Origin of the sequence: Planomonospora sp. ID91781, assembly GCF_015711595.1 — a bacterium.
GTDB lineage: Bacteria > Actinomycetota > Actinomycetes > Streptosporangiales > Streptosporangiaceae > Planomonospora > Planomonospora parontospora.
This window is the reverse complement of record NZ_JABTEY010000001.1, coordinates 3030286-3050731: the sequence shown is the minus strand read 5'-3', so window position 1 is coordinate 3050731 and position 20446 is coordinate 3030286. Positions and strand designations below refer to the sequence as shown.

At 73.6% G+C, this 20446-nt stretch carries 18 protein-coding genes; 7 read left to right on the top strand and 11 right to left on the bottom strand.

Features of this window, described 5'->3' with window-relative positions:
- Window positions 1-6: 6 nt before the first annotated feature.
- Window positions 7-372, top strand: coding sequence for a DUF2267 domain-containing protein (locus HS048_RS13870; protein WP_068894347.1), 366 nt, complete (start codon window positions 7-9; stop codon window positions 370-372).
- 4 nt (window positions 373-376) lie between these two features.
- On the opposite strand, the gene HS048_RS13865 is transcribed toward HS048_RS13870, so the two are convergent.
- Entirely contained in the window at window positions 377-4315 is a 3939-nt protein-coding gene (locus HS048_RS13865; RefSeq protein WP_196467164.1) for a tetratricopeptide repeat protein, read from the bottom strand.
- Between the two features lie 122 nt (window positions 4316-4437).
- Here HS048_RS13865 and HS048_RS13860 point away from each other — a divergent pair, with 122 nt between their 5' ends.
- Complete coding sequence (locus HS048_RS13860; protein WP_196467163.1) at window positions 4438-5010, top strand: toll/interleukin-1 receptor domain-containing protein; 573 nt, start codon at window positions 4438-4440, stop codon at window positions 5008-5010.
- A gap of 124 nt (window positions 5011-5134) precedes the next feature.
- Here the strand turns inward: HS048_RS13860 and HS048_RS38160 are convergent, their stop codons facing one another.
- From HS048_RS38160 to HS048_RS13850, 3 genes are read right to left on the bottom strand one after another with little or no spacing between them, the layout of a single operon-like run.
- A complete protein-coding gene (locus HS048_RS38160) occupies window positions 5135-5269 on the bottom strand; it encodes a hypothetical protein (protein ID WP_255529575.1) in 135 nt (44 codons plus the stop codon).
- A gap of 42 nt (window positions 5270-5311) precedes the next feature.
- Window positions 5312-5515, bottom strand: a complete 204-nt coding sequence (locus HS048_RS13855; RefSeq protein WP_196467162.1) for a DUF397 domain-containing protein — start codon at window positions 5513-5515, stop codon at window positions 5312-5314.
- Window positions 5500-6333, bottom strand: coding sequence for a helix-turn-helix transcriptional regulator (locus HS048_RS13850; protein WP_196467161.1), 834 nt, complete (start codon window positions 6331-6333; stop codon window positions 5500-5502). Before HS048_RS13850 ends, HS048_RS13855 begins: the two co-directional genes overlap by 16 nt.
- 132 nt (window positions 6334-6465) lie before the next feature.
- Between HS048_RS13850 and HS048_RS13845 the strand changes: the two genes are divergently transcribed.
- Both HS048_RS13845 and HS048_RS13840 read left to right on the top strand, forming a co-directional pair.
- Window positions 6466-6948 (top strand): ATP-binding protein, encoded by a 483-nt coding sequence (locus HS048_RS13845; protein ID WP_196467160.1) that lies wholly within the window; start codon window positions 6466-6468, stop codon window positions 6946-6948.
- Window positions 6949-7242: 294 nt separating this feature from the next.
- On the top strand, window positions 7243-8250 hold the full coding sequence (locus HS048_RS13840; protein ID WP_307832464.1) for a phosphotransferase: 1008 nt from the start codon (window positions 7243-7245) through the stop codon (window positions 8248-8250).
- Window positions 8251-8350: 100 nt separating this feature from the next.
- Here the strand turns inward: HS048_RS13840 and gdhA are convergent, their stop codons facing one another.
- On the bottom strand, window positions 8351-9694 hold the full coding sequence (gdhA, locus tag HS048_RS13835) for an NADP-specific glutamate dehydrogenase (RefSeq protein WP_068894353.1): 1344 nt from the start codon (window positions 9692-9694) through the stop codon (window positions 8351-8353).
- 567 nt (window positions 9695-10261) lie between these two features.
- Between gdhA and HS048_RS13830 the strand changes: the two genes are divergently transcribed.
- From HS048_RS13830 to HS048_RS13820, 3 genes are all read left to right on the top strand, one after another.
- Window positions 10262-10963 carry a hypothetical protein gene (locus tag HS048_RS13830; protein WP_196467158.1) on the top strand — a complete coding sequence of 234 codons (702 nt, stop codon included), beginning with the start codon at window positions 10262-10264 and terminating at the stop codon, window positions 10961-10963.
- Window positions 10964-11228: 265 nt separating this feature from the next.
- Entirely contained in the window at window positions 11229-12392 is a 1164-nt protein-coding gene (locus HS048_RS13825; RefSeq protein WP_196467157.1) for a sensor histidine kinase, read from the top strand.
- Window positions 12389-13057, top strand: a complete 669-nt coding sequence (locus tag HS048_RS13820) for a response regulator transcription factor (RefSeq protein ID WP_068894356.1) — start codon at window positions 12389-12391, stop codon at window positions 13055-13057. Before HS048_RS13825 ends, HS048_RS13820 begins: the two co-directional genes overlap by 4 nt.
- Window positions 13058-13146: 89 nt before the next feature.
- Here HS048_RS13820 and HS048_RS13815 read toward each other — a convergent pair whose 3' ends face one another.
- The 6 genes from HS048_RS13815 to HS048_RS13790 all read right to left on the bottom strand — a co-directional run bounded on the left by HS048_RS13815 (window position 13147) and on the right by HS048_RS13790 (window position 20140).
- Complete coding sequence (locus tag HS048_RS13815; RefSeq protein WP_231647129.1) at window positions 13147-14667, bottom strand: serine/threonine-protein kinase; 1521 nt, start codon at window positions 14665-14667, stop codon at window positions 13147-13149.
- An 8-nt stretch (window positions 14668-14675) separates the two neighbouring features.
- Complete coding sequence (locus tag HS048_RS13810) at window positions 14676-16346, bottom strand: tol-pal system YbgF family protein (RefSeq protein WP_196467156.1); 1671 nt, start codon at window positions 16344-16346, stop codon at window positions 14676-14678.
- Window positions 16347-16552: 206 nt separating this feature from the next.
- Window positions 16553-17386, bottom strand: a complete 834-nt coding sequence (locus HS048_RS13805) for an adenosylcobinamide amidohydrolase (RefSeq protein ID WP_196467155.1) — start codon at window positions 17384-17386, stop codon at window positions 16553-16555.
- On the bottom strand, window positions 17355-18158 hold the full coding sequence (locus tag HS048_RS13800) for an ABC transporter ATP-binding protein (protein ID WP_068896747.1): 804 nt from the start codon (window positions 18156-18158) through the stop codon (window positions 17355-17357). Before HS048_RS13800 ends, HS048_RS13805 begins: the two co-directional genes overlap by 32 nt.
- Window positions 18155-19186, bottom strand: coding sequence for an iron ABC transporter permease (locus tag HS048_RS13795; protein ID WP_068896748.1), 1032 nt, complete (start codon window positions 19184-19186; stop codon window positions 18155-18157). The genes HS048_RS13800 and HS048_RS13795 overlap by 4 nt, the downstream gene beginning before the upstream one ends.
- On the bottom strand, window positions 19187-20140 hold the full coding sequence (locus HS048_RS13790) for an ABC transporter substrate-binding protein (RefSeq protein ID WP_068896749.1): 954 nt from the start codon (window positions 20138-20140) through the stop codon (window positions 19187-19189).
- Window positions 20141-20446: the final 306 nt, after the last annotated feature.

Sequence of the window (20446 nt, the reverse complement as noted above, 5' to 3'; positions counted from 1 at the left end):
AACGCCATGAACGAGGGCGAATTCATCAGAGTGGTGTGCAACGAGTCAGGACTCACCCAGGACCAGGCGGAGATCCTGACCCAGGCCACGCTGGAGACACTGGCCGAACGCCTGACCCCCGAGGAGGCCGACGACCTGGCGTCCCAGCTGCCCGAGTCGATGCAGGACCTGCTGCTCTCGGACCGCGAGACCCCCGACGACTTCGGGCTCGACGAATTCGTCCGGCGGGTCAGCGAGCGCTCGGGCGCGGACGTCTCAGAGGTCAGGGAGGACGTGCACTCGGTCTTCTCCGCGCTGCGCCTGGCCACCGCCCCCGGAGAGCTCGACGACGTGCTCTCCCAGCTGCCGAGGGAGTTCGCCGAGGTGCTCTGACGGCTCACTCCCCGTCGCGGTCGAGGGCCTGGACGATCCGCCGGAGGGTCTCGGCGTCACCGCATCCGGCGAGGAGCCTCCGGAACTCCTCCTCGCCGAAGAGCCTCCGCTGCACGCGGAGCCAGTCCAGGGCCTCCCGGGCCTCCGGCAACGGGAGCCCGCCGCAGGCGAGCAGACTCCGGACGCCGTAGGCGACGGCTTCGGCCCGCCTCCCGGTCTCGGTGTACAGCACGGCGAGATGGCGGTGGTTCACGGCCGCGCCGGCGCGATGGCCGATCTCCTCGTTGAGGCGGAGCGCCTCCCGGTACCACCGCAGGGCGTCGCCGTACTGCTTCTGCCGGTGGGCGACCGCGCCGAGGTTGTGGCGGACGCCCGCCATGCCGGGGCGGTCGCCGGACTCCTCATGGACGTCCAGCGCCTCCCGGTACCACCGCAGGGCGTCGTCGTACCTCCCCTGCTCCGCGGCGATGGTGCCGAGCAGGAGGTGGCCGCTGGCCGTGCCGGGACGGTCGCCGAGCTCCTTCTTCAGGTCCAGGGCCTCCCGGCACCACCGCAGGGCGTCGTCGTACCTCCCCTGCCGGTGGGCGATGACGGCGAGGTTGTGGCGGATCCTGGCCGTCGCCCCGCGGTCTCCGAGCTCGCCGTAGATCGTCAGGGCCTCCCGGCACCACCGCAGGGCGTCGTCGTACCTCCCCTGCTCCTCGGCGACGACGCCGAGCTGCTGGTAGACGACGGCCGTCCCGGCACGGTCGCCGAGTCCCTCGTAGATCTCCAGTGACCGCCGGTAGTACTCCAGCGCCCGGTCGTGCTCCCCCTCCGCCTGCACGACGACGCCGATCCGCTGGAGGACCGCGGCCCGGTCCCGGCTGCCCTCCCCCGTCCACGCCAGCGCCTCCCGATGGAGCCGGCCCTCCCAGCTCCGCGCCCCCCAGGTGTGCAGCCGCCCGCACACCCAGTCCGTCGCCCCCAGCGCCCGGTCCAGATCACCGGCGGCGTGGAAGTGGAAGCGCGCCTCCATCATCTCCGCCACCGCCCGCCGGGCGTCCCCCTGCTCCGCCCTCGCCCGCCGGAGCCACCAGCGCGCCGCGGCGGCGTGCGCGGCGGTGATCCGCTCCGGGGCGCTCACCTGCGGGCGGGCCAGCGTCGCGGCCGTCCACCGGTGCACCGAGAACACCGGGTTCCCGTCGTCCCCCCGGCCGGGGGCCAGCAGCCCGAGCCGGGTCAGCGTCCCGATCGCGGCGTCCACCCCGGTCGGTCCGGTCGCCGCGGGACGCTCCGGCCACCCCCGGTCCCCCGGCGAGAGCGGGAGGCCGACCTGCCGGACGACGCCGGTGCGGTCCACCGGGAGCCGGTACACCGACACCCCGGCCAGGAGATCCCGGGCGAAGTCGTCCGCCAGATCGAGCAGTTCCAGCAGGAGCGTGTCGTCGACCGCCAGGGTCACCGCCTCGGCCAGCGCCGCGTCCAGCCCGGCCGAGCCCGCCGTGCGGAGCCACGACTCCGGGTCCTGGACGTCCCCGCGCCTGCGGATCAACCGCTCCATGCGGCGGGTGATGTCGGAGAACCGGGCCCTGCCGCCGCGGAGCAGCGCGTCCAGGTACTCCAGCGTCCGGGGGTGGCCGCCGACGCCGAGCCAGGCGCGCCGCTGGTCCGCGGGCGGGAGCGCGTCCAGGCCGGGCAGGCGCCACATCAGCTTGCGGGCCTCGGCCAGGGAGAGCGGTCCCAGGTGGTGGACGTGGAGCAGGTCGTCCGCGCCGCCGGGCAGGGTGAAGGGGTGGCGGCTGGTGACGAGGAGCCGTCCCGTCCGGAGCCAGGCCGCGAGGAACCCCGGCAGGTCCTGGTCGACGAAGGAGAGGTCCGCTTCGCGGTCGAGGTTGTCCTCGAAGTCGTCCAGCAGCAGCGTCACCGGAGGGAGGCCGATCCTCCGCGCCAGGGCCGGGGGCACGTCGGCGAGCGCCTCGGCCAGCGCGTCCAGCCGCAGGGGCCAGGGATACCGCGGCTCCCGCAGGGCCAGGGCCGTCCGGCGGAGGTCCTCGCCCTCCGCGCCGGCCCGGAGCGTGGCGGCCAGGAGCCGGTCGGCCACGGCGGCCAGGATCTGGTCGGGACCGGTGCGGCCGACGGCCGAGACCACGAGCCCGGCCTCGGGACCGAGGCGGCCGAGGATCTCGGCGGCCAGGCTGCTCTTGCCGACCCCGCCGATGCCGTGCAGCAGCACGCCGGGCCGCCTGCGGAACCCGGCGCGCAGGGCGCGCAGCTCGGCGCGGCGGCCGACGAAGTCACCGACGGCCCTGACCGTCACTCCGGGGTCGAGGGAGACGGCCTTCGCCGGTCTGACGTGCGGGTCCACTCCGGCGGCGACGTCGTAGAGCGGGAGCGACGGCCCGCGCAGGAAGAGCGCCGGAGTGGCCCACTCCACCAGCTCCGCCTCCCGGTCGTCCGCCCGGCGGCGCCGTTCCTCCACGTCCCGGCGGGCCTCCGAGAGCGCGGTCAGCACGTCGGGTCGGGGCCGTACGGCCAGCTCCCGGTAGAGGGTGCCGCTGAGCAGGGTCGCGTACCGGTCGGTGACCGGCGCGGTCATCGCCAGCACCGCCGGGACCCCGGCCGCCGACAGCCCCCGCGCCAGCCCGGCGCGGGCCCCGCCCTCCCCGCCCTCCCCGTCCGAGTCGTCCAGGGCGGTGGAGCAGTCGGAGAGCACGACCAGCGGCACCCCGCGGTCCCGGGGGATCGCCGCGGCCAGGCGGGCGGCCGTCACCCGGTCGGGCCCGCCCTGCCCGTCCTCCAGCACCAGCGCGTCCGGTCCGGCGTGGCAGGAGATGTGCAGGACGTGGAAGCGCTCCTCCTTCAGGGCGTCCTCGATCGACTGGAGCGTGCCCTCGTTGAGGATCCGCACGTGGGCCGCCGCGTGCCGCCGGGCCTCCTCGACCGAGTCGAGGATGACCCGCAGCTCCGCCTCCAGGTCGAGCAGCGGGCTGTCGGGCGCCGTTCCCGGGCCGGGCGGGGTTCCGGGCGCCGCGACCGCGGCCAGGATGCGCAGCGGGGCCCGGATGTCCATCGCGGTCGGCCGCCCGGCCGCCGGGAGATGCCGGAACGGCTCCACGTGCGGGTGGAGCGCCAGCGGCTGCGACCGCCCGGGCAGGACCAGCGTCTCCCACGGCAGCCCGGCGAGCTCGTCGTCCACCTGGAGGCCGAGCCGGAGCGCGCGGTTCTCCGCCGCCGCCTCCGCCAGCGCCCGGGTGAGCGCGCGTCCGGCGGCGCCGTCGAGGAAGATCTCTCCCAGGGCCGTCCCGACCTCCCGGAGCCGGGCCTCCAGCTCCGCGCCCCGCCGTCCGGTCGCGGCGCCGTCCTTGGTGAGCAGTTCCCCCCGCCGCTCCCGGGCACGGCCGAGCCGCCAGAGCCGCTCCTCCAGCGTGGGGCTGAGCGGCCCCGGCCGGTGGCGCACCCCGGCACCGGTGCCCTCGCCGTACCGCCCCGTCCCCCGGGCCGGGCCGTCCGGTTCGAGGACGACGGCGTCCCGGCCGATGCGGAGCAGCACCTCCCGCGGGCCTTCGAGCCGGTGCGTCCGGTGGGGGGCGAGCGGCTCCGCGCCGGGGCCTTCCCCGCGCAGCAGGCGGAGCAGCTCACCGTACGGCGTGTCCTGGTCCTCGCCCCGGAAGTCCAGTGGGTGGCGCGACGCCGCGAAGGGGCCCAGTTCCACGTCGTCGAGCAGGACCGGGACGAACCTGCGCCGGGTGAGCAGCGCCGCGTACTTGTCGCCGCTCGCCGGATCGCCCTCGATCGCGCGGCTGTGCACGAAGAGGCAGTGCTTCGAGGCGCGGATCAGTTCTTCGATCCTGCGCACGATGATGTCGCCGGGGAGATGGTCCTCCAGCGCCGCCCGGAATCCGTCCGTCTCCAGCCGTGCCTGCAGCCGCTTAGCCCATTCCAGGTCATTTCGGGCATGCACGATGAAGACATCGTAAATGTCATTGATTGCTGCAGTCATCCAGCCTCCCGCGCGTACCGGAAAGTTCATCATTTCCTGTCACAGAAAGCCATGGAAACGGTTCAGGACGTAATCTGATCACCATGGACATCGCGGAGTTGGCCGTCGCCACCGTCGGCCTTCTCGTCGCCGTCGTGAGCGCTCACTACGCCCGGCTGGCCGTCGTCCGGAGGACCCCGAGGAAACCGCCCCTCCCTCCGTCGAAACCGACTCCCTCCGGAGGCGCCGTCCCGGTGAGCACGGACCACGACGTCTTCGTCTCCTACTCCCACGCCGACAAGGAACTGGTCACCGACCTCGCCGGACGACTGGAGGCGCGCGGCCTGCGGGTGGCCTACGACGAGGTGGTCGTCCGGCCGGGGTCGATCATCCTCCACGAGATCGAACAGACGATCCGCGACTCGGCACACGGCCTGCTCGTGATGAGCCCGGACTCGATGGCGAGCGGCCCGGTGATGAACGAGTACTACGTCCTCCTCCAGAAGAGCATGTACGACGGGCGGCTTCTCATTCCGGTCCTCGTCTCGGACATCGATAATGACGAAATCCCGGAGTTCGTGAGAATCCGCTTCTACAGCGACCTGCGGGACATGACCGATAAGGTCTTCGACGAGCGGGTGGACGAGATCGCCGAGGCCGTACGGCGGGCGTCGTGAGCGACGCCGGGCCGTCGGCGGCCGACGCGTTCGTCTCCTACGCCCCGCAGGACGCCGACTGGGCCCGCTGGCTCGCCGACCGGCTGCGCGCGGCGGGCCTGGACCGCTCCGAGCCGAACTCCGGTCACCCGAGATCGGGATCGACCCGCACTGGCCCGGTCGGCAGCGCGAGATCCTCGGTGAAGACGAGTTCCGGCGGATCCTCGGTGAGGAGGTCGGTCCCGACGACGTCGGCACCGTCATCGGCTCGCTTGATCAAATCGGTGAGTGAGTCTCTCCGTGAGAGCCCATCCCGACCGGATCAGACCGTATCGTCGGTGCGGAGCCAGCGGGTGAAGGCGGCCCACTCCCCCGGCGTGAACACCAGCGCCGGGCCGGAGGGGTCCTTGCTGTCACGGACGCCGACCCGGCCGCCGGAGAGTTTGGCGATCTCCACGCACTCACCGCCGTTGTCACCCGAGAACGGCGACTTCACCCAGACGGCCTCGTTCAGCTCTCGATCCATCGGTCCCTCATCTTCTCGATCAGCTCCAGCGACGCCCGCTGGGGAAGAGCCTCTGCCCTGACCGCCTCATATCTGATCATGATGTCCGCCACGTCATCGGGCCGATCGGAGACCTGGCCCTGGCCGGCCGACTCGACATACACACTATTGGCGAGCCCTCGGCTCTGCGCAATGAAGAATCCGCCCAGAAAGCCCGCCGTGACGCCCGCGCTCAGCGGGAGGACCTGAATGGTCACGCAAGGCCGCTGCGCCATCGCAAGCAGATGATCGAGCTGTCCTGCCATGACCCGACCGGTACCGACGAGGCGTCCCAGCACTCCCTCATCGAGGACGGCCGAGAGCAGCGGCGGGTTCTCCCGCTCCAAGATGTCCTGTCGTTCCAGCCGGGCGGCCACGTTCTTCTCGACGTTCTCCGCCGAGGACCGAGGCCCCCCGGAGAAGATCGCCCGCGCGTAGTCCGCCGTCTGGAGCAGCCCCGGCATGATGAGCGGCTGCCAGGTGTGAAGGCTCTCGGCGGCCTGCTCGATCTCCACCCACGGCCGGAACCAGGCGGGGAGCCGGGAGGCCAGGTTGTCGATCATCTCCTTGATGCGGATCAGCGCACCGTCCGCGCCCAGCACCTCGTCGCAGCGCCGGGCGAAGTCCTCCGTCGGGGGCCGCCGCCCGGTCTCCGCCATGGAGATCGTGCCCAGGGCGTATCCCGCCCGGCTCGCCAGCTTCGCCTGCGAGAGCCCCGCCTCCTGCCGGTGCCTGCGCAGCTCGTAGCCGAACAGGGCGATCGGCGAGGTGCTCGGATCGAGCGGGCGGGGCCTCGGCATCGGGAGCCTCCCAGGGCTTCAACGGGGGTTTCACAAAAACCGATGAACGGCTGACGCGGCCGTTCCGCCACCGACTGTAGCCACCGGATGCGACGCTCGGAGGAGCGATCCGGAAAACGACGGCAGGTGAATATGAATCCAGCGGCGGTACCCCGGGACGTCGAATCAGAATTCCTCGGGGAGGCGTATCTGAAACTCGACCTCGAATCCGCGTCACAGGCCAGGGCCCGGATAAGGGAATGGCTCGGCGCGGACCACCCGCACTACGAGGACGTACGGCTGGCGGCCTCCGAACTGGTCGCCAACGCGGCCCTGCACGCCGGTCGCCGCCGGCCGTGCGACCTGGCCCCGACGGCCCCGCACGGCCTCGTCCTGCTGACGCTCACCCGTACGGGCGGCCTGCTCCACGTCGAGGTCACCGACCCCGGCGGCGGACCTTCGGAGCCCCGGGTGCGCGATGCCGTACCGGTCGACCGGGAGCGGGGCCGGGGGCTGGTGATCGTCCGCGAGCTGTCCGCCGGGCGCTGGGGCGTGCGCCACCACGCGGATGCGGGCCGTACCGTGTGGTGCGTCCTCGGCGCCCGCCCCGGCCTTCCGGTGCGGCCGTGCGGGTGATCGTGTCCATCGTCCCCGGCGGTGTCCGAATCTGCGATCCCGGGCAGCGGGGCGTCCTCTTCGGATTCGACGCCTGGCGGGCCTTTCTCACCGAGGCCAAGAAAGGCCGCTTCGACCTTCCGGACGACGAACCGGCGAACGGATCCGGCAGGAACTGGACGATTCACGAGCGGATTACCCCGGAGTCCGGCCGGACGCATTCCGCACGCGGGAAACATGATTCGCGCAGAGGGAGACGGGGCATCCGGTCTCCGCTTCCGCCGAATGATCGGGAATCGCGATAGCGTGGCGGCTGTGACGAACGACGCTCCGGGAGCCGCCTCCGGTACGGCGGGCACCCTCTCCGGCACGGCAGGCGGCGTCCCCGGCACGGGCGGCGGTCCGGCGCCGGAGTGGGCGGCCGAGCAGGACGTCCGGGAGGACGACGCGGCGGCGCTGGTCGGCGGGCAGTTCCCGGACCTGCGCGGGGCGCCGGTCCGGTTGCTGGCCACCGGGTGGGACAACACCGTCCACCTCGTCGGCGAGCGCTGGGCGTTCCGGTTCCCGCGCCGGGCCGTCGCGCTGCCCGGCGTCGAGCGGGAGATCGCGACGCTGCCGGTCCTGGCGGAACGGCTGCCGCTGGCCCTGCCGGTGCCGGTCCGGGTCGGGCGGCCGTCCGAGGCCTACCCGTGGCCGTTCTGGGGCGCGGAGCTGATCCCCGGCGAGGAACTGGCCGAGGCGGAGCTCTCCGCCGACGGGCGGATGCGGGCCGCCGCCGGTCTCGGCGCGTTCCTGCACGCCCTGCACGATCCGGAACTGGCCGCCGAGGCGGGCGGCGGCCTGCCCGTCGACCCGATGCGCCGGGCCGACCCGGGCGTCCGGGCGGCGATGGCCCGGGAGCGGCTGGGCCGGCTGGTGCGGCGCGGCGCGTGGACCCCGGATCCGGCCGTCGACCGGCTCCTCGCCGACGGCGAGAAGGCGGGCCCGCCGCCCGGCCCCGCGGTCGTCTCCCACGGCGACCTGCACCTGCGGCACCTGCTGGTCGGCCCGGACGGGCGGGCGACCGGCGTCATCGACTGGGGCGACCTGTGCCGGGCCGACCCGGCGGTCGACCTCTCGCTCGCCTACGCCGGTTTCGACGGGGACGCCCGTACGGCCCTGCTCTCGGCCTACGGGCGGCCCGTCAACGCCGGGCGCGAGCTGGCGGCGCGCGTGCTCGCGGTGTGCCTGTGCGCGGTGCTGGCCGACTACGCCGAGTCCACCGGCCGCACGCGGCTACTGGCCGCCTCCCTCAGCGGACTCCGCCGCGCCGTCGGCGACTGACGCGCCGCCGCCGTCCGCCGGACCGGGTCGCGGGGCCGGACCGCACCACCGTGCCTTCTGCCGCCGGGCCGGGTTCCCGCGCCCGGCGGACCGGAGGAGGTCAGATCAGGCCGAGGGAGAGCATGGCGTCGGCGACCCGCTTGAAGCCGTCGATGTTGGCGCCGGCCACGTAGTCGCCCGGCATGCCGTACTCGTCGGCGGTCTTCAGGCAGCGGGCGTGGATGTCGCGCATGATCTCCTGGAGGCGGCGCTCGGAGAACTCGAAGCTCCACGAGTCGCGGCTGGCGTTCTGCTGCATCTCCAGCGCGCTGGTGGCCACGCCGCCCGCGTTGGCGGCCTTGCCCAGGCCGAAGGCCACGCCGGCCTCCCGGAAGACCCGGATGCCCTCCGGCATGGTGGGCATGTTGGCGCCCTCGCCGACCGCGACGCAGCCGTTGCGCACCAGCGTCTCGGCGTCGCGGCCGGTGAGCTCGTTCTGGGTGGCGGACGGCATCGCCACCTCGCACGGCACCTCCCAGATGCTCCGGCCCGCCACGAACCTGGCGTCGCCGCCGCGGCGCTTGGCGTAGACGTCCACGCGCAGCCGCTCGACCTCCTTGACCTGCTTGAGCAGGTCGAGGTCGATGCCCTTCTCGTCGACGACGTAGCCGGAGGAGTCGGAGCAGGCGACGACGGTGCCGCCGAGCTGCTGGACCTTCTCGGTCGTGTAGATCGCGACGTTGCCGGAGCCGGAGACCACGACGCGCTTGCCGTCGAAGGACGTGCCGCGGGCCTTGAGCATCTCCTCGACGAAGAACGCGCAGCCGTACCCGGTGGCCTCGGTGCGCACCTGGGCGCCGCCGTAGCTGAGGCCCTTGCCGGTGATCACGCCGGACTCGTAGCGGTTGGTGATGCGCTTGTACTGGCCGAACAGGTAGCCGACCTCGCGGCCGCCGACGCCGATGTCACCGGCGGGGACGTCGGTGTACTCGCCGATGTGGCGGTAGAGCTCGGTCATGAAGCTCTGGCAGAAGCGCATGATCTCGCGCTGGGACCGGCCCTTGGGGTCGAAGTCCGAGCCGCCCTTGCCGCCGCCGATGGGCAGGCCGGTGAGGCTGTTCTTGAAGATCTGCTCGAAGCCGAGGAACTTCACGATGCCGAGGTAGACCGAGGGGTGGAAGCGCAGACCGCCCTTGTACGGGCCCAGCGCGCTGTTGAACTCGACCCGGAAGCCCCGGTTGATGTGCACCTCGCCCTGGTCGTCCTCCCACGGCACCCGGAAGATGATCTGCCGCTCGGGCTCGCAGATCCGCTCGATGATCTTCGACTCGGCGTATTCGGGATGCTTCCCGAGGACCGGCCCGATGCTCTCCAGCACTTCCCGGACGGCCTGGTGGAACTCGGTCTCCCCCGGGTTCCGGCGCAGGACGCTGTCGTAGATGGATGCCAGTTTCTCGTGCAACATCACTTGTCTTCCTGATTGTCGGATCTCACAGCTTTGGTCTAGACCTTATGAGATGCCCGTAACACGCCGTTTACCGACCCTGGAAGATGCGCGCGCCCTGCCCGCCGGCAGGACTTCCGGATCCCCGGGCGGTGGACGGCAGGAAGGGGCCGGGGAACCATCGTCCAGCACGGAGCACCAGCTCAGGCCCCCGGCGCGGGTAAGGAAACCTTCATCTTCGGTGATCCTCGGAGCACCGGCCGGACTCCGGAGTCCCGCCCGGATGCCGGAAGTGCCGTCCATATTCTGAGACACCGTCCAGGCGCCGAAGCCCCGGCCGGGCACAGGCGGCAGCGGAGTGACGCCGGCCCGCTCCGGGGGGATCCCGGGGGACGGGCCCTTACCCCGGCAGGGGGACGCCGGATCAGCCCCGCGGCGGACGCCCCCGCGGCGGGCGGCGGAATACCTTCCTGGCGACAGTTCCACGCAGGCGGCTTCCGTACGGGATCCGACCGGAGGCGGCGGGATCCGCACCCGCGTCCACCCCGGCGCCTGCGCACCGTGACTCCGCACAGGCAGGGAAACCCCGTGTTCAAGGACTCCGCAGACTTCAGGCGCGTCGCCTCCGGCGTGCTGCTGATCGTCGCCCCGCTCCTCCAGGCGATCGCCGTCATCCTCGACCCCGGGACCTGGGGCGACGAGCGCGAGGCGGTCAGCTTCGGCGCCGACCCCGTCCTCGCCCAGGTCCAGTCGGTGCTCTACCACTGGGCGTACCTGCTGATGGCGCTGGCCGCCCTCGGCCTGCTGCACGTGATGCGCCGCCGCGCGGCGGTGTTCGGGCACATCGCCGGCCCGCTCGTCATCCTCGGCTACGTCAACACCTCGGGCCTGCTGATGGCCGATCCGGTGGAGTGGTGGCTCGGCCGGCACCACAGCCCCGAGGAGGCCACCCGCATCATGGACGAGATGGTGAACCTGCCCGGCGTCATTTTCGGCTTCCAGATGCCGTGGATCTTCTTCGCCATCTTCGGCATGCCGGTCCTGGCCGTCGGCGTCTGGCGGGCCGGCTTCGCCCACTGGTGGATCCCGCTCGTCCTCGCGGTCGGCTACGGCGGCTCGATGTTCGTCGGGTACGGCCCGGCGACCGTCGTGCTCTGGGGCATCCCGGTGGCCGCGCTGGGCGCCCTCGGCGTCAGGATGCTCCGGATGAGCCGTGACGAGTGGATCTCCTACTACCCCGCCGCCTCCACCGCCGCCGCGTCCGCGCCGGCCACGGGCGTCGGGGCCTGAGTCCCGCCGGCTCCGCCGCTTCACCGGTGGAGCCGGGAACCCGGCGGAGGCGGGGCGCCGATGAGGCCGGGACCCGGTGGGGCCGGGACACCGGTGAGGGGCGGCACACCGCCCCCGAGGGAACCGGGATCCCGGCGGAACCGGGGATACCGTCCCCCCGGAGGGCCGATGGCCCCTCCGGGGGGACTTGTGGCCCACTTGCAAGCCACTTGGGCAGGGGTTTTGTCCTATATGCAATAGCGACGCGAGGGTTTAGTCTCCCCGCATGGCGCTTCCCCTCCCCCTCTCCCGGCACCTCCGCACGGTGCCGAGAGTCGATCTGCTGATCGGCGCCGCGATCATCGCCCTCGGCACGCTCGAGGCGTTCACCGTCGCGACCGAGTACGGCGCGGCCGAGACCCCCGAACTGTGGTGGATCGGCCAGGCGCTCGTCACCGGCGTGCTCGTCTGGTTCCGCCGCAAGGCCCCGGTCGCGGTCTTCATCCTGATGATCCTCATCCAGTACGCCTGGCACCGGCAGGGCTACGAGCACTGCCAGGTCTGGCAGCTGTTCTCCCTGCTGCTCGTCTTCCACACCGTCGGCGCGGAGCTGCCGTTCAGGCCCGGTCTGGCCTGGGCCGTGACCGGCGTCCTCGTCTTCGACTCCGGCGCGGTGGACCACCGGTGGCTCCCGGCGGAGGAGGTCATCTTCCTGACCGTCGTCTTCGGCTCCGCCTACCTCACCGGCCTGGCGGTCAACGCCTACGCCACCCGGGCCCGCCGCCTGGCCGAGCACGCCGTACGGCTGGAACGCGACCGGGAGCGCCGGGCCGCCGAGGCCGTCGCCGAGGAGCGCACCCGCATCGCCCGCGAGCTGCACGACGTCGTCGCGCACAGCGTGAGCATGATGGTCATGCAGGCCGGGGTGCTGCGCCGGAGGGGCGGCGGCGACGCCGACGCGCTGCTCGGCATCGAGCGCTCGGGCCGCGAGGCGGTCGAGGAACTGCGCGTCATGCTCGGCGCGCTGCGCATGCCGCTGGACGAGGCCATCCCGCAGCCGGGACTGGACATGCTCGCCACCACCGTCGCCTCGCTCGCCTCCTCGGGCCTGCGCATCACGCTGTCCGTCACCGGCGAGCCCGTACGGCTCGCACCGGGTCTGGACCTGTCCGCTTACCGCATCGCGCAGGAGGCGCTCACCAACGCGGTCAAGCACGCGGGCGAGTCCGAGATCTCCGTCCGCGTCGCCTACCTGGACGACTCCGTGGAGGTGGAGGTCCTCGACACCGGCGGTGCGGGCTCGGCTCCGGAGCTGTCGACCGGCAACGGCCTCATCGGCATGCGCGAGCGCGCCACCCTGTTCGGCGGCACGTTCGAGGCCGGCCCGCGCGCCGAGGGCGGGTTCCGGGTCCATGCACGGCTCCCGCTCTCCCTGGAGGTCCTGGTATGAGTGACGTCATCCGCATCGTGATCGCCGACGACCAGGCGATGGTCCGCGCGGGCCTGAAGCTCGTGGTGGAGAGCGAGCCCGGCATGGAGGTCGTCGGGGAGGCCGCCGACGGGCTGGAGGCCGTCGCGGTGGCCCGCCGCACCCGGCCGGACATCGTCCTGATGGACATCTCCATGCCCCGCATGGACGGCCTCACCGCGGCCCGGCAGCTGCTCGACCAGCCGGATCCGCCCCGGGTCGTCATGCTGACCACCTTCGACACCGACGAGAACCTCTACGCCGCGCTGCGGGCGGGGACCAGCGGCTTCCTGCTCAAGGTCTCCCCGCCCGAGCAGCTCGTCGAGGCCGTCCGCGTCGTGGTCGGCGGTGACGCCCTGCTGGACCCGGCGGTGACCACGCGGGTCATCGCCTCCTTCGCCGGCCGCCACGAGCCCGCGCCCCCGCCCCGGCTCGGCGAGCTGACGCCGCGGGAGCTGGAGGTGCTGCGGTTCCTGGCCCGCGGCCTGACCAACGCCGAGATCGCCAAGGAGCTCTTCGTCGGCGAGGCGACCGTCAAGACGCACGTGGCGCGGGTGCTCATGAAGCTGCACCTGCGCGACCGCGCCCAGGCGGTGGTGTTCGCCTACGAGTCCGGGGTGGTGCGGCCGGGCGCGGCGGTCGGCTGAGGCCCGCTCTCCGGGCCGCCGGCGCCGCCGAGCCCGGCGCCTCCCTGCCGCCGGCGTCGCTGAGTCTCCGACGCCGGCCCCGGCCGCCCTCATGACTCCGGGAAGGTCACGCTCCGCACGAGCCGGCCCGCCAGCGTGTCGTCGCAGCGGCCCGACGCACAGAAGTAGATCATCAGGGCGGGTTCGTCCGGCCGCTCCACGGCGTAGCCGACGAAGTCGAGCCGGCCGCCCTGCTGCGGGTCGGCGATCGACCCCTCCAGCCGTACGGCGGGCCGCCCGCCGACCCGGACCTGCACCACCTCGGAGAAGACGCTCACCGTGCCGGGCAGCGAGGACTGCAGCGTCTCCTGGAGCTGCTGGGCGCCGCCGCGCGGGTCGAGCGTGTCCAGCGTCTGCGCGTAGACGCCGGTGGCCTCCTCCGGGTCGGTCTTGATGATCTCGTTGACCGCCGCCCAGTCGGCGGTGACCGGCGTGCTGAACAGGGTCCGGAACTCCTCGGCGCGGGGAGCGGAGACCGTGAACACGTCCGCGTGCTGGATCGTCGTCCAGCCGGCCGGGTGCTCGAACGCGACCGGCACCGCGGCCGATCCCCGGTAGGCGGCCCACGCGTCCTCGCCCCGCAGGATCACGGCGAGCACCGCCACCAGCGCGATGACCGCGGCGATCGCCGCCCCGGCCCCGAGGAGGATGCGCCGCCCGCCGGCGCGGGCGCGCGGCCTTGCCGGGCGCTCGGCGGCCGGCCGGGTCTGCTGCAGCTGGTAGGACTGGCCGCTGATCGCGTCGCGCAGCGCGGTGACGAACTCGGCGCAGCTGTCGTAGCGCTGCTCCGGCGCCTTGGCCAGCGCCCGTGCCATCACCCCGTCGACCTCCGGCGGCAGCTCGGGCCGGAGGGTGCTGAGCGGCGTCGGCGGCTCGGCCAGGTGCGCCCAGAGCAGCGCGATCTCGTTGTCGCGCTGGAACGGCAGCCGCCCCGCCAGCGCCTCGTAGACCACGCAGGCCAGGCCGTACTGGTCGCAGCGCCCGTCGATGGTCTCCTTGTTGATCTGCTCGGGCGACATGTAGCGGGGGGTGCCGATGAACTGGTCGGTCTGGGTCAGCCCGGAGATGGAGGTGCGGTGCTTGGTGATGCCGAAGTCGGTGAGGTAGACGTGCTCGCCCTCGGTGTGCCCGGCGATCAGGATGTTGGCGGGCTTGACGTCGCGGTGGATCAGGTCGTGCGCGTGCGAGGTGTCCAGCGCGGCGGCGACCTGCGTGAAGATCCGGCTGACCTGGCTGACCGGGAGCGGTCCCCGGTCGTAGAACAGGCGGCGCAGGTCGGGGCCGTCGACGTAGCGCATCGCGATGTAGAGGGTGCCGTCGGCCGCGGCGTCCGCCTCGTAGATCGGGATGATGTTGGGGTGGTCGATGCTGGCGACCGTCCGCGACTCCAGGATGAAGCGCTGGCGGAACCGGTCGTCCTCGCCGAGCAGCGGGTTGAGGACCTTCAGCGCGACCCGGCGGTTGAGCCGCGAGTCCACCGCGAGGTAGACCACGGCCATGCCGCCCTTGCCGATGACGTCCTCGACGTAGTAGCCGGCCACTTCCTGGCCGATGAGCGCTCTCTCGTTCACCGGCGCCGTCACGCCTCGGCCGGGTGGCCGCAGAAGCCGCAGAACCGGTGGGCGTGGCCCAGCCGCATCCCGCAGGCGGTGCAGTACTTCTGGACGGCCGCGCCCGGGTTCGTCCCGGCGGCCCCCGCTCCGGCTCCCGGGGCGGTGTCGCCGCCGTTCGGCGCGGTCCCCTCCGGTCGCCCGGGGTCGCGGGCGACCAGCACGGGTCTGCCGGGGCCGGTGGACGGCCCGCCCGGAGCCGCGGACGGCCCGCCGGGACCGGTGGGCGGGTCTCCGGGTGCGATCTTCGGCAGGGCGGGGAAGGACCGCCCGACCACCACCGTGGGGTTGGCCCCCTCGTCGACCGGGGGCCGGCGCGGGATGACGACGGGCGGCTCGGGGACCGGCACGCCCGTCTCGACGGTCCCGGCCTCCGCGGGGTCCGGGTCCTGCGCGGCCCCGCGCCGCCACAGCAGCAGCGCCCCGGCGGCCACCGCGGCCACCAGCACGCCGCCGCCGGCCAGGAACGGCCAGAGCGGCACTCCCCCGCCGCCCGCGTCCTCGTCCGCGGCGGCCCGCCTGGTGCCCTCGTCCTCGGCGGTGCCGCGCTTGGCCTGCGAGGTCTTCAGGTGCGCGGCGGCCACGACGTGGCCGGGGTAGAGGTCCAGGACGCGCTGGAAGGCCGGGACGGCGTCACCGTAGTACCCGGTGTGGAAGCGGGTCAGCGCCTGCTCGAACGCGGCGTCGATCGGGCCGCGCCGCGCGGGCGCCTTCGCCTCGGCCAGCGCCGTGGTGATCTCCCGGACGCCGATCATCCGGGCCTCCTTGCCGCCGCCCACGAGCAGCCCGACGACCTCGCCCTTCTTGTCCTCGATCACCGGGCCGCCGAGCAGTCCCTTGTCGACGAGGGCGCCCAGCTTCACCGGCTCGTCGGCCTTGCCCTCGGGGTCCTTGAACCGCCTCCCGCCGTCCCCGGCGCCCCCCGCCTGCAGGTGCGCGATCTCCACGGTCTCCGGCCGGTCGGCCGCGGGCCGCCCGGTGAACCCGGCGACCGCGACCGGGGAGCCCTCCTTGTCGGGCACCTTGGCGGCCAGCGGCGCGGTGGGCATGCCCGCCCCGCCGTCGGCGCGCCCGACCGGCACCAGCACCGCCGGGCTGTCGGGCCCGTCCCCGGCGCGGGCGATCTCGGCCCGGAACCCCTCGGCGTCGGCGGGGGCGATGTTGGGGAAGATGCGGATCTCGGTGCTGACGTCGGCGATGCAGGTCGCCGTGGAGCTCTTCGGCGGGTAGCACTCCTGCAGGTGGTGGTCGAGCTTGTCGTCGCCGAGCTTGTGCCGCTCGAAGTCGTCGGGGATCTTCACCTTGTGGTGCTCGGCGAAGATGCGGTTCGCGGCGTACACCGCGACGTCCTTGCCGGTCTCCACCACGCGGGTCAGGGTGACGACCGCGCCGTCGGGGTTGACCACGGTCCCGGTGCCGCTGCCGATCGGCACCTCGTAGCTCCGCTCGACGTGGACCAGCTCGCCGAGGTGGTCGAGCAGGGTGATGTCCACCTTCGCCGTCGCCTCGACGCGCACCACCGCGGGGGTCACCAGGTCGGTGATCCCGCTGGGATGTTCGTGTGCCAGGGCGGCGGGCATCGCGGCGACCGCGAGCGCCAGGCCGCCGAGGAGTGCCAGAGCCGTTCCGAGCCGCCGCATCACCACTCCCTAGGGGATATGACCAGGGTGGCAACCTATCGCCGGAAGTCAATAGAGCGCCGCACCGATGACGGATCGATCGGGAAACGATCGGCTCTCCGGCCCCCGTCGGCCCGGTTCCCCGGCTCCCGTCAGCCGCGGCGTCGGAGCAGCGCGGCGGGGTCGAAGGAGACCTCGAACGGGACCACCAGGGTGAAGGTCCCGCTTCACGTGGCCGAGCCGTCACGCCCCGCCCAGTCGCGGGCGCCCTGCCGTACGGCCCGGTGCACGGCGCGGGCGGCGCGGGCGCCCCAGACGGAGCGGGGGCCGCCGAACAGCTCCCCCGGAGCGTCACCGGGTCCGGCCTCGGGTGCGGCGACGCAGACCGCGTCGGAGGCGGTGCCGGTGCAGCCGAAGCCCTCCTCGACCAGGGCCTGGGTCTTGGCCTCGGTCACCGTCATGACCAGGTTGACCAGGGCGGCGTCGCTCACCGGGACCGGGACGGCGACGATGATGTTGATCGTCCCCGGCCGGTACAGGGGGGCGAGCTCGGGGTCGGGGACCCCCTCGGGGGCGGCGGCCCAGGTGGGGACGCGCAGGCCCACCGTGGCCACGGCCTCCGCTCCCCCGTCGGCCGCCCGGGTGAAGCGGTCCACCGCGGCGGCGGTGAGCATGCCGACGCCGGGCCCGGCCGGGGCCATCTCCCGCAGGTGGTCCACCGGGTCCATGCGCGCGTAGCCGCCGGGCACCTGGGCGTTCAGCACCCACTCGACCGGCCCGATGCCGCCGCCGACCATGGCCGAGGAGATCGCCCGCCAGCCGGGACCGGGCCGCCACAGCAGCGAGGCCAGCCGGACGCCGTCCTCGCGGCGGTGGCTCAGCTCGAAGGAGCCCCCCGCGAGGCGGCCCCGCCCCGCGGCCTCCGCTCGGGCGCCGTCCCGCCCGCCCCTCCGCGGGGCCCCGGGTCCGGCACCGTCCCGTCCGGAACCGGGACCGGCCGGCTCAGGGGGCCGCGGCGCGAGGAGCGCTTCAGGGGCCGGATGCGGGGGGCTCGGTGTCATCGGGGCGCTCCAGGTGGACTCCGGGCCTGCCGCCGGGACCGGTCTCGATCCGGACGCGGGCGCCGAAGTGCTCGTCGATCAGCTTCTCGGTGAGCACGTCCGCGGGGGCTCCCGAGGCCGCCACCCTACCGCGGGAGACCAGCGTCATCGTGTCGGCGTACTGCCCGGCCACGCTCAGGTCGTGCAGGGTCGTGACCACGGTCAGCCCGTCGGCCAGCCGGAGCCGGTCCACCAGCTCCAGGACCTGCTGCTGGTGGCCCAGGTCGAGGGCGGTGGTGGGCTCGTCGAGCAGCAGGACCGGCGCCTGCTGGACCAGCGCCCTGGCCAGCACCACCCGCTGGCGCTCGCCGCCGGACAGCCGGCCGAGCCGCCGGGAGGCGAACGGCTCCAGGTCGAGCCGCTCCAGCACCGACGCCGTCACCTCGCGGTCGGCGCGGCCCTCCCTGCCCAGATAGGGGATGTACGGCGTGCGGCCCAGCAGGGCGTAGTCGAACACGGTCATGTCGGCCGGCAGGGCCGGGGACTGGGGGGCGTAGGCGATCAGCCGGGCCCGCTCCCGGGGCTTGAGCCGCCGGACGGGGACGTCGTCGACGAGCACCTCCCCCGAGCAGGGCAGCACCCCGGCCAGGGCCTTGAGCAGGGTGGACTTGCCCGCGCCGTTGGCGCCGATCACGGCGAGCCAGTCGCCGCGGCTCACCACCAGGCCGACACCGGCCAGCACGGTCCTGCCGTCGAGGACGACCTCCAGGTCGCGCGCCAGGATCCGGCTCATGCGCCCGCCTGCCTGGTCATGCGCAGGACGGCGACGAAGAACGGCGCGCCGACGAAGGCGGTGACCACGCCGATGGGCAGTTCCGCCGGGGCCAGGACGGTCCGGGCGAGCACGTCGGCCAGGACCAGGAAGGCCGCGCCGCCGAGCAGGGAGAGCGGGAGCACGATCCGGTAGGAGCCTCCGGCCAGGCGGCGCACGACGTGCGGGACGACGATGCCGACGAAGCCGATCAACCCGCTGACGGCGACGGCCGCGGCGGTGGCCAGGGAGGCGGCGAGCAGGACGGCCAGCCGTACCCGGGCGGCGCGCAGGCCGAGGCTGGCGGCCTCGTCGTCGCCGACCGAGAGCACGTCGAGCAGCCGCCCGTGCAGCAGCAGGACCCCCACCGAGACGGCCGCGTAGGGGGCGGCCAGGGTGATCTGCCCCCAGCCGCCGCCGACGTCGCCGAGGATCCAGGCGTAGATGCGCTCCAGCTCGTCGACGCCGAGCTGCTGGACGAACGTCTGGACCGCGGTCAGGAAGGACGAGACGGCGACCCCGGCGAGGACCAGGGTGGCGGTTCCGCCGCCCCGGCCCGCGACGTTGCCCAGGGCGTAGGCGAGCAGGACGCCGCCGACGGCTCCGGTGAAGGCCGCGACCGGGATGACGAGGGCCTCGCCGTTCCCCTTCAGGAACACGATCGCCGCCGTGGTGGTGAGCCCGGCCCCGGCCGCGGCGCCCAGCAGGTAGGGGTCGGCGAGCGGGTTGCGGAACACGCCCTGGTAGGCGGCTCCGGCGACGGCGAGCAGGCCGCCGACGAGCGCCCCGAGCAGGACCCGGGGCAGCCGCAGCTCCAGCAGCAGGTTCCGCTCGACGGGGGCGAGCCCGGAGTCGGCGGAGACCAGCGGGAGCCAGTCGAGCAGCTGCAGCACGACCCCGCCGGGGGCGATGTCCGCGGCCCCGGCCAGCAGCCCGGCGACCATGCTGGCGAGCAGGGCGCCGAGCGCGAGGGCGAGCGCGCCGGGCCTCAGCCGGGAGGAGCCGGTCACCTACTCGGACGCGGCCTTGCTCACGGCCTCGCCGACCTGCTGGGCGAGGTCGGCGACCCGCGGGCCCCAGCGGGAGGCGACGTCGTCGTCGAGGGCGATGACCCGGTCGCCGGTGACGGCGGAGAGCTTCGACCAGCCGGGACGCTTGGCCAGGGTCTCCCCGGACTGGCCGCAGCACTTGGTGTCGGCGAGGAAGATCAGGTCGGGGTCGGCCTGGGCGACGAACTCCGCCGAGAGCTTGGGGTAGCCGCCGGCCAGGTCGGGGGCCTTGTCGGCGATGTTGGTCAGGCCGAACAGGGCGTAGACCTGGCCCACGAAGGTGGTGGAGGTCACCGAGTAGGGCGTGGTGTCCAGCTCGTGGTAGTAGGTGAGCTTCTTGTCCTTGGGCGCCGCCGCCACGACCTCTTCGATCTTCTTCTTCATCCCGGCCACGACCTCCTCGGCCTTGGCCTGGTTGCCGGTGGCCGCGCCGAGGTCGGTGATCTGGTCGTAGGCCTCGTCGAGCTCGGCGGCCGCCGGCTCCAGCAGCACCGGGACGCCGACCTTGCCGAGCTTGGCGACGATGCCGTCGGTGTCGGTGGCGAGGACGACCAGGTCGGGCTTCTGCGCGATGATCGCCTCGGCGTTCGGCTTGAATCCGGACAGGTCCGTCCTGGGCGCCTCGGCCGGGTGGTTGGACTGGTCGTCCACCGCGACCACCTGGGGGCCGGCGCCGACGGCGAACAGGGTCTCGGTCGCGGTGGGCGACAGGGAGACGATCCGCTCGGGCCGGGCGGTGATGGTGACGGAGCCGTTGCCCGCCTCGACCGTGGCGGGGAAGCCCTTCGCGGAGGGGGCGGGGGTGGCGGCCCCCGCGGAGGAGGCGGCGGTGGTGGGGGCCGGGCTCTGACCGCAGCCGGCCAGGGCCAGCGCGCTCAGGAGGGCGCCCGCGAAGGCGGTACGTACGGGCCTCACGGGAGGTCCTTTCGCTTACTGGAAACGAGGACCCGCGAGAACCACGACGGATCACCCCTTTCCACGAGGGTTGACGGCGTCGGCGCGGCGGGAGGCGACCTGGCTCGGCCCTGCGGGGGCCATGACAGTTGCGGGACAGCGCCGGACTCGCACCGGACTTCGCTCCACACCGCGCGTCGGACGAACGGTATCAATCCTCCCACGTGCTCCCGCGCCGCGGGGTGCGCACCGGCCCGGAGCGCGGCGGCGGAGCACACCGGACCGCGGCGCGGTGACGGGGCGCTGTGACGGGGCGCACCGGCCCGG

Bases quoted from the DNA above. Each gene is read 5' to 3' on its own strand.
- HS048_RS13870 (WP_068894347.1), top strand. From the start codon at position 7: ATGAACGAGGGCGAATTCATCAGAGTGGTGTGCAACGAGTCAGGACTC.
- HS048_RS13860 (WP_196467163.1), top strand. From the start codon at position 4,438: ATGGACATCGCGGAGTTGGCCGTCGCCACCGTCGGCCTTCTCGTCGCC.
- HS048_RS13855 (WP_196467162.1), bottom strand. From the start codon at position 5,515: ATGGATCGAGAGCTGAACGAGGCCGTCTGGGTGAAGTCGCCGTTCTCG.
- HS048_RS13850 (WP_196467161.1), bottom strand. From the start codon at position 6,333: ATGCCGAGGCCCCGCCCGCTCGATCCGAGCACCTCGCCGATCGCCCTG.
- HS048_RS13845 (WP_196467160.1), top strand. From the start codon at position 6,466: ATGAATCCAGCGGCGGTACCCCGGGACGTCGAATCAGAATTCCTCGGG.
- gdhA (WP_068894353.1), bottom strand. From the start codon at position 9,694: ATGTTGCACGAGAAACTGGCATCCATCTACGACAGCGTCCTGCGCCGG.
- HS048_RS13825 (WP_196467157.1), top strand. From the start codon at position 11,229: ATGGCGCTTCCCCTCCCCCTCTCCCGGCACCTCCGCACGGTGCCGAGA.
- HS048_RS13820 (WP_068894356.1), top strand. From the start codon at position 12,389: ATGAGTGACGTCATCCGCATCGTGATCGCCGACGACCAGGCGATGGTC.
- HS048_RS13810 (WP_196467156.1), bottom strand. From the start codon at position 16,346: ATGCGGCGGCTCGGAACGGCTCTGGCACTCCTCGGCGGCCTGGCGCTC.
- HS048_RS13805 (WP_196467155.1), bottom strand. From the start codon at position 17,386: ATGACACCGAGCCCCCCGCATCCGGCCCCTGAAGCGCTCCTCGCGCCG.
- HS048_RS13800 (WP_068896747.1), bottom strand. From the start codon at position 18,158: ATGAGCCGGATCCTGGCGCGCGACCTGGAGGTCGTCCTCGACGGCAGG.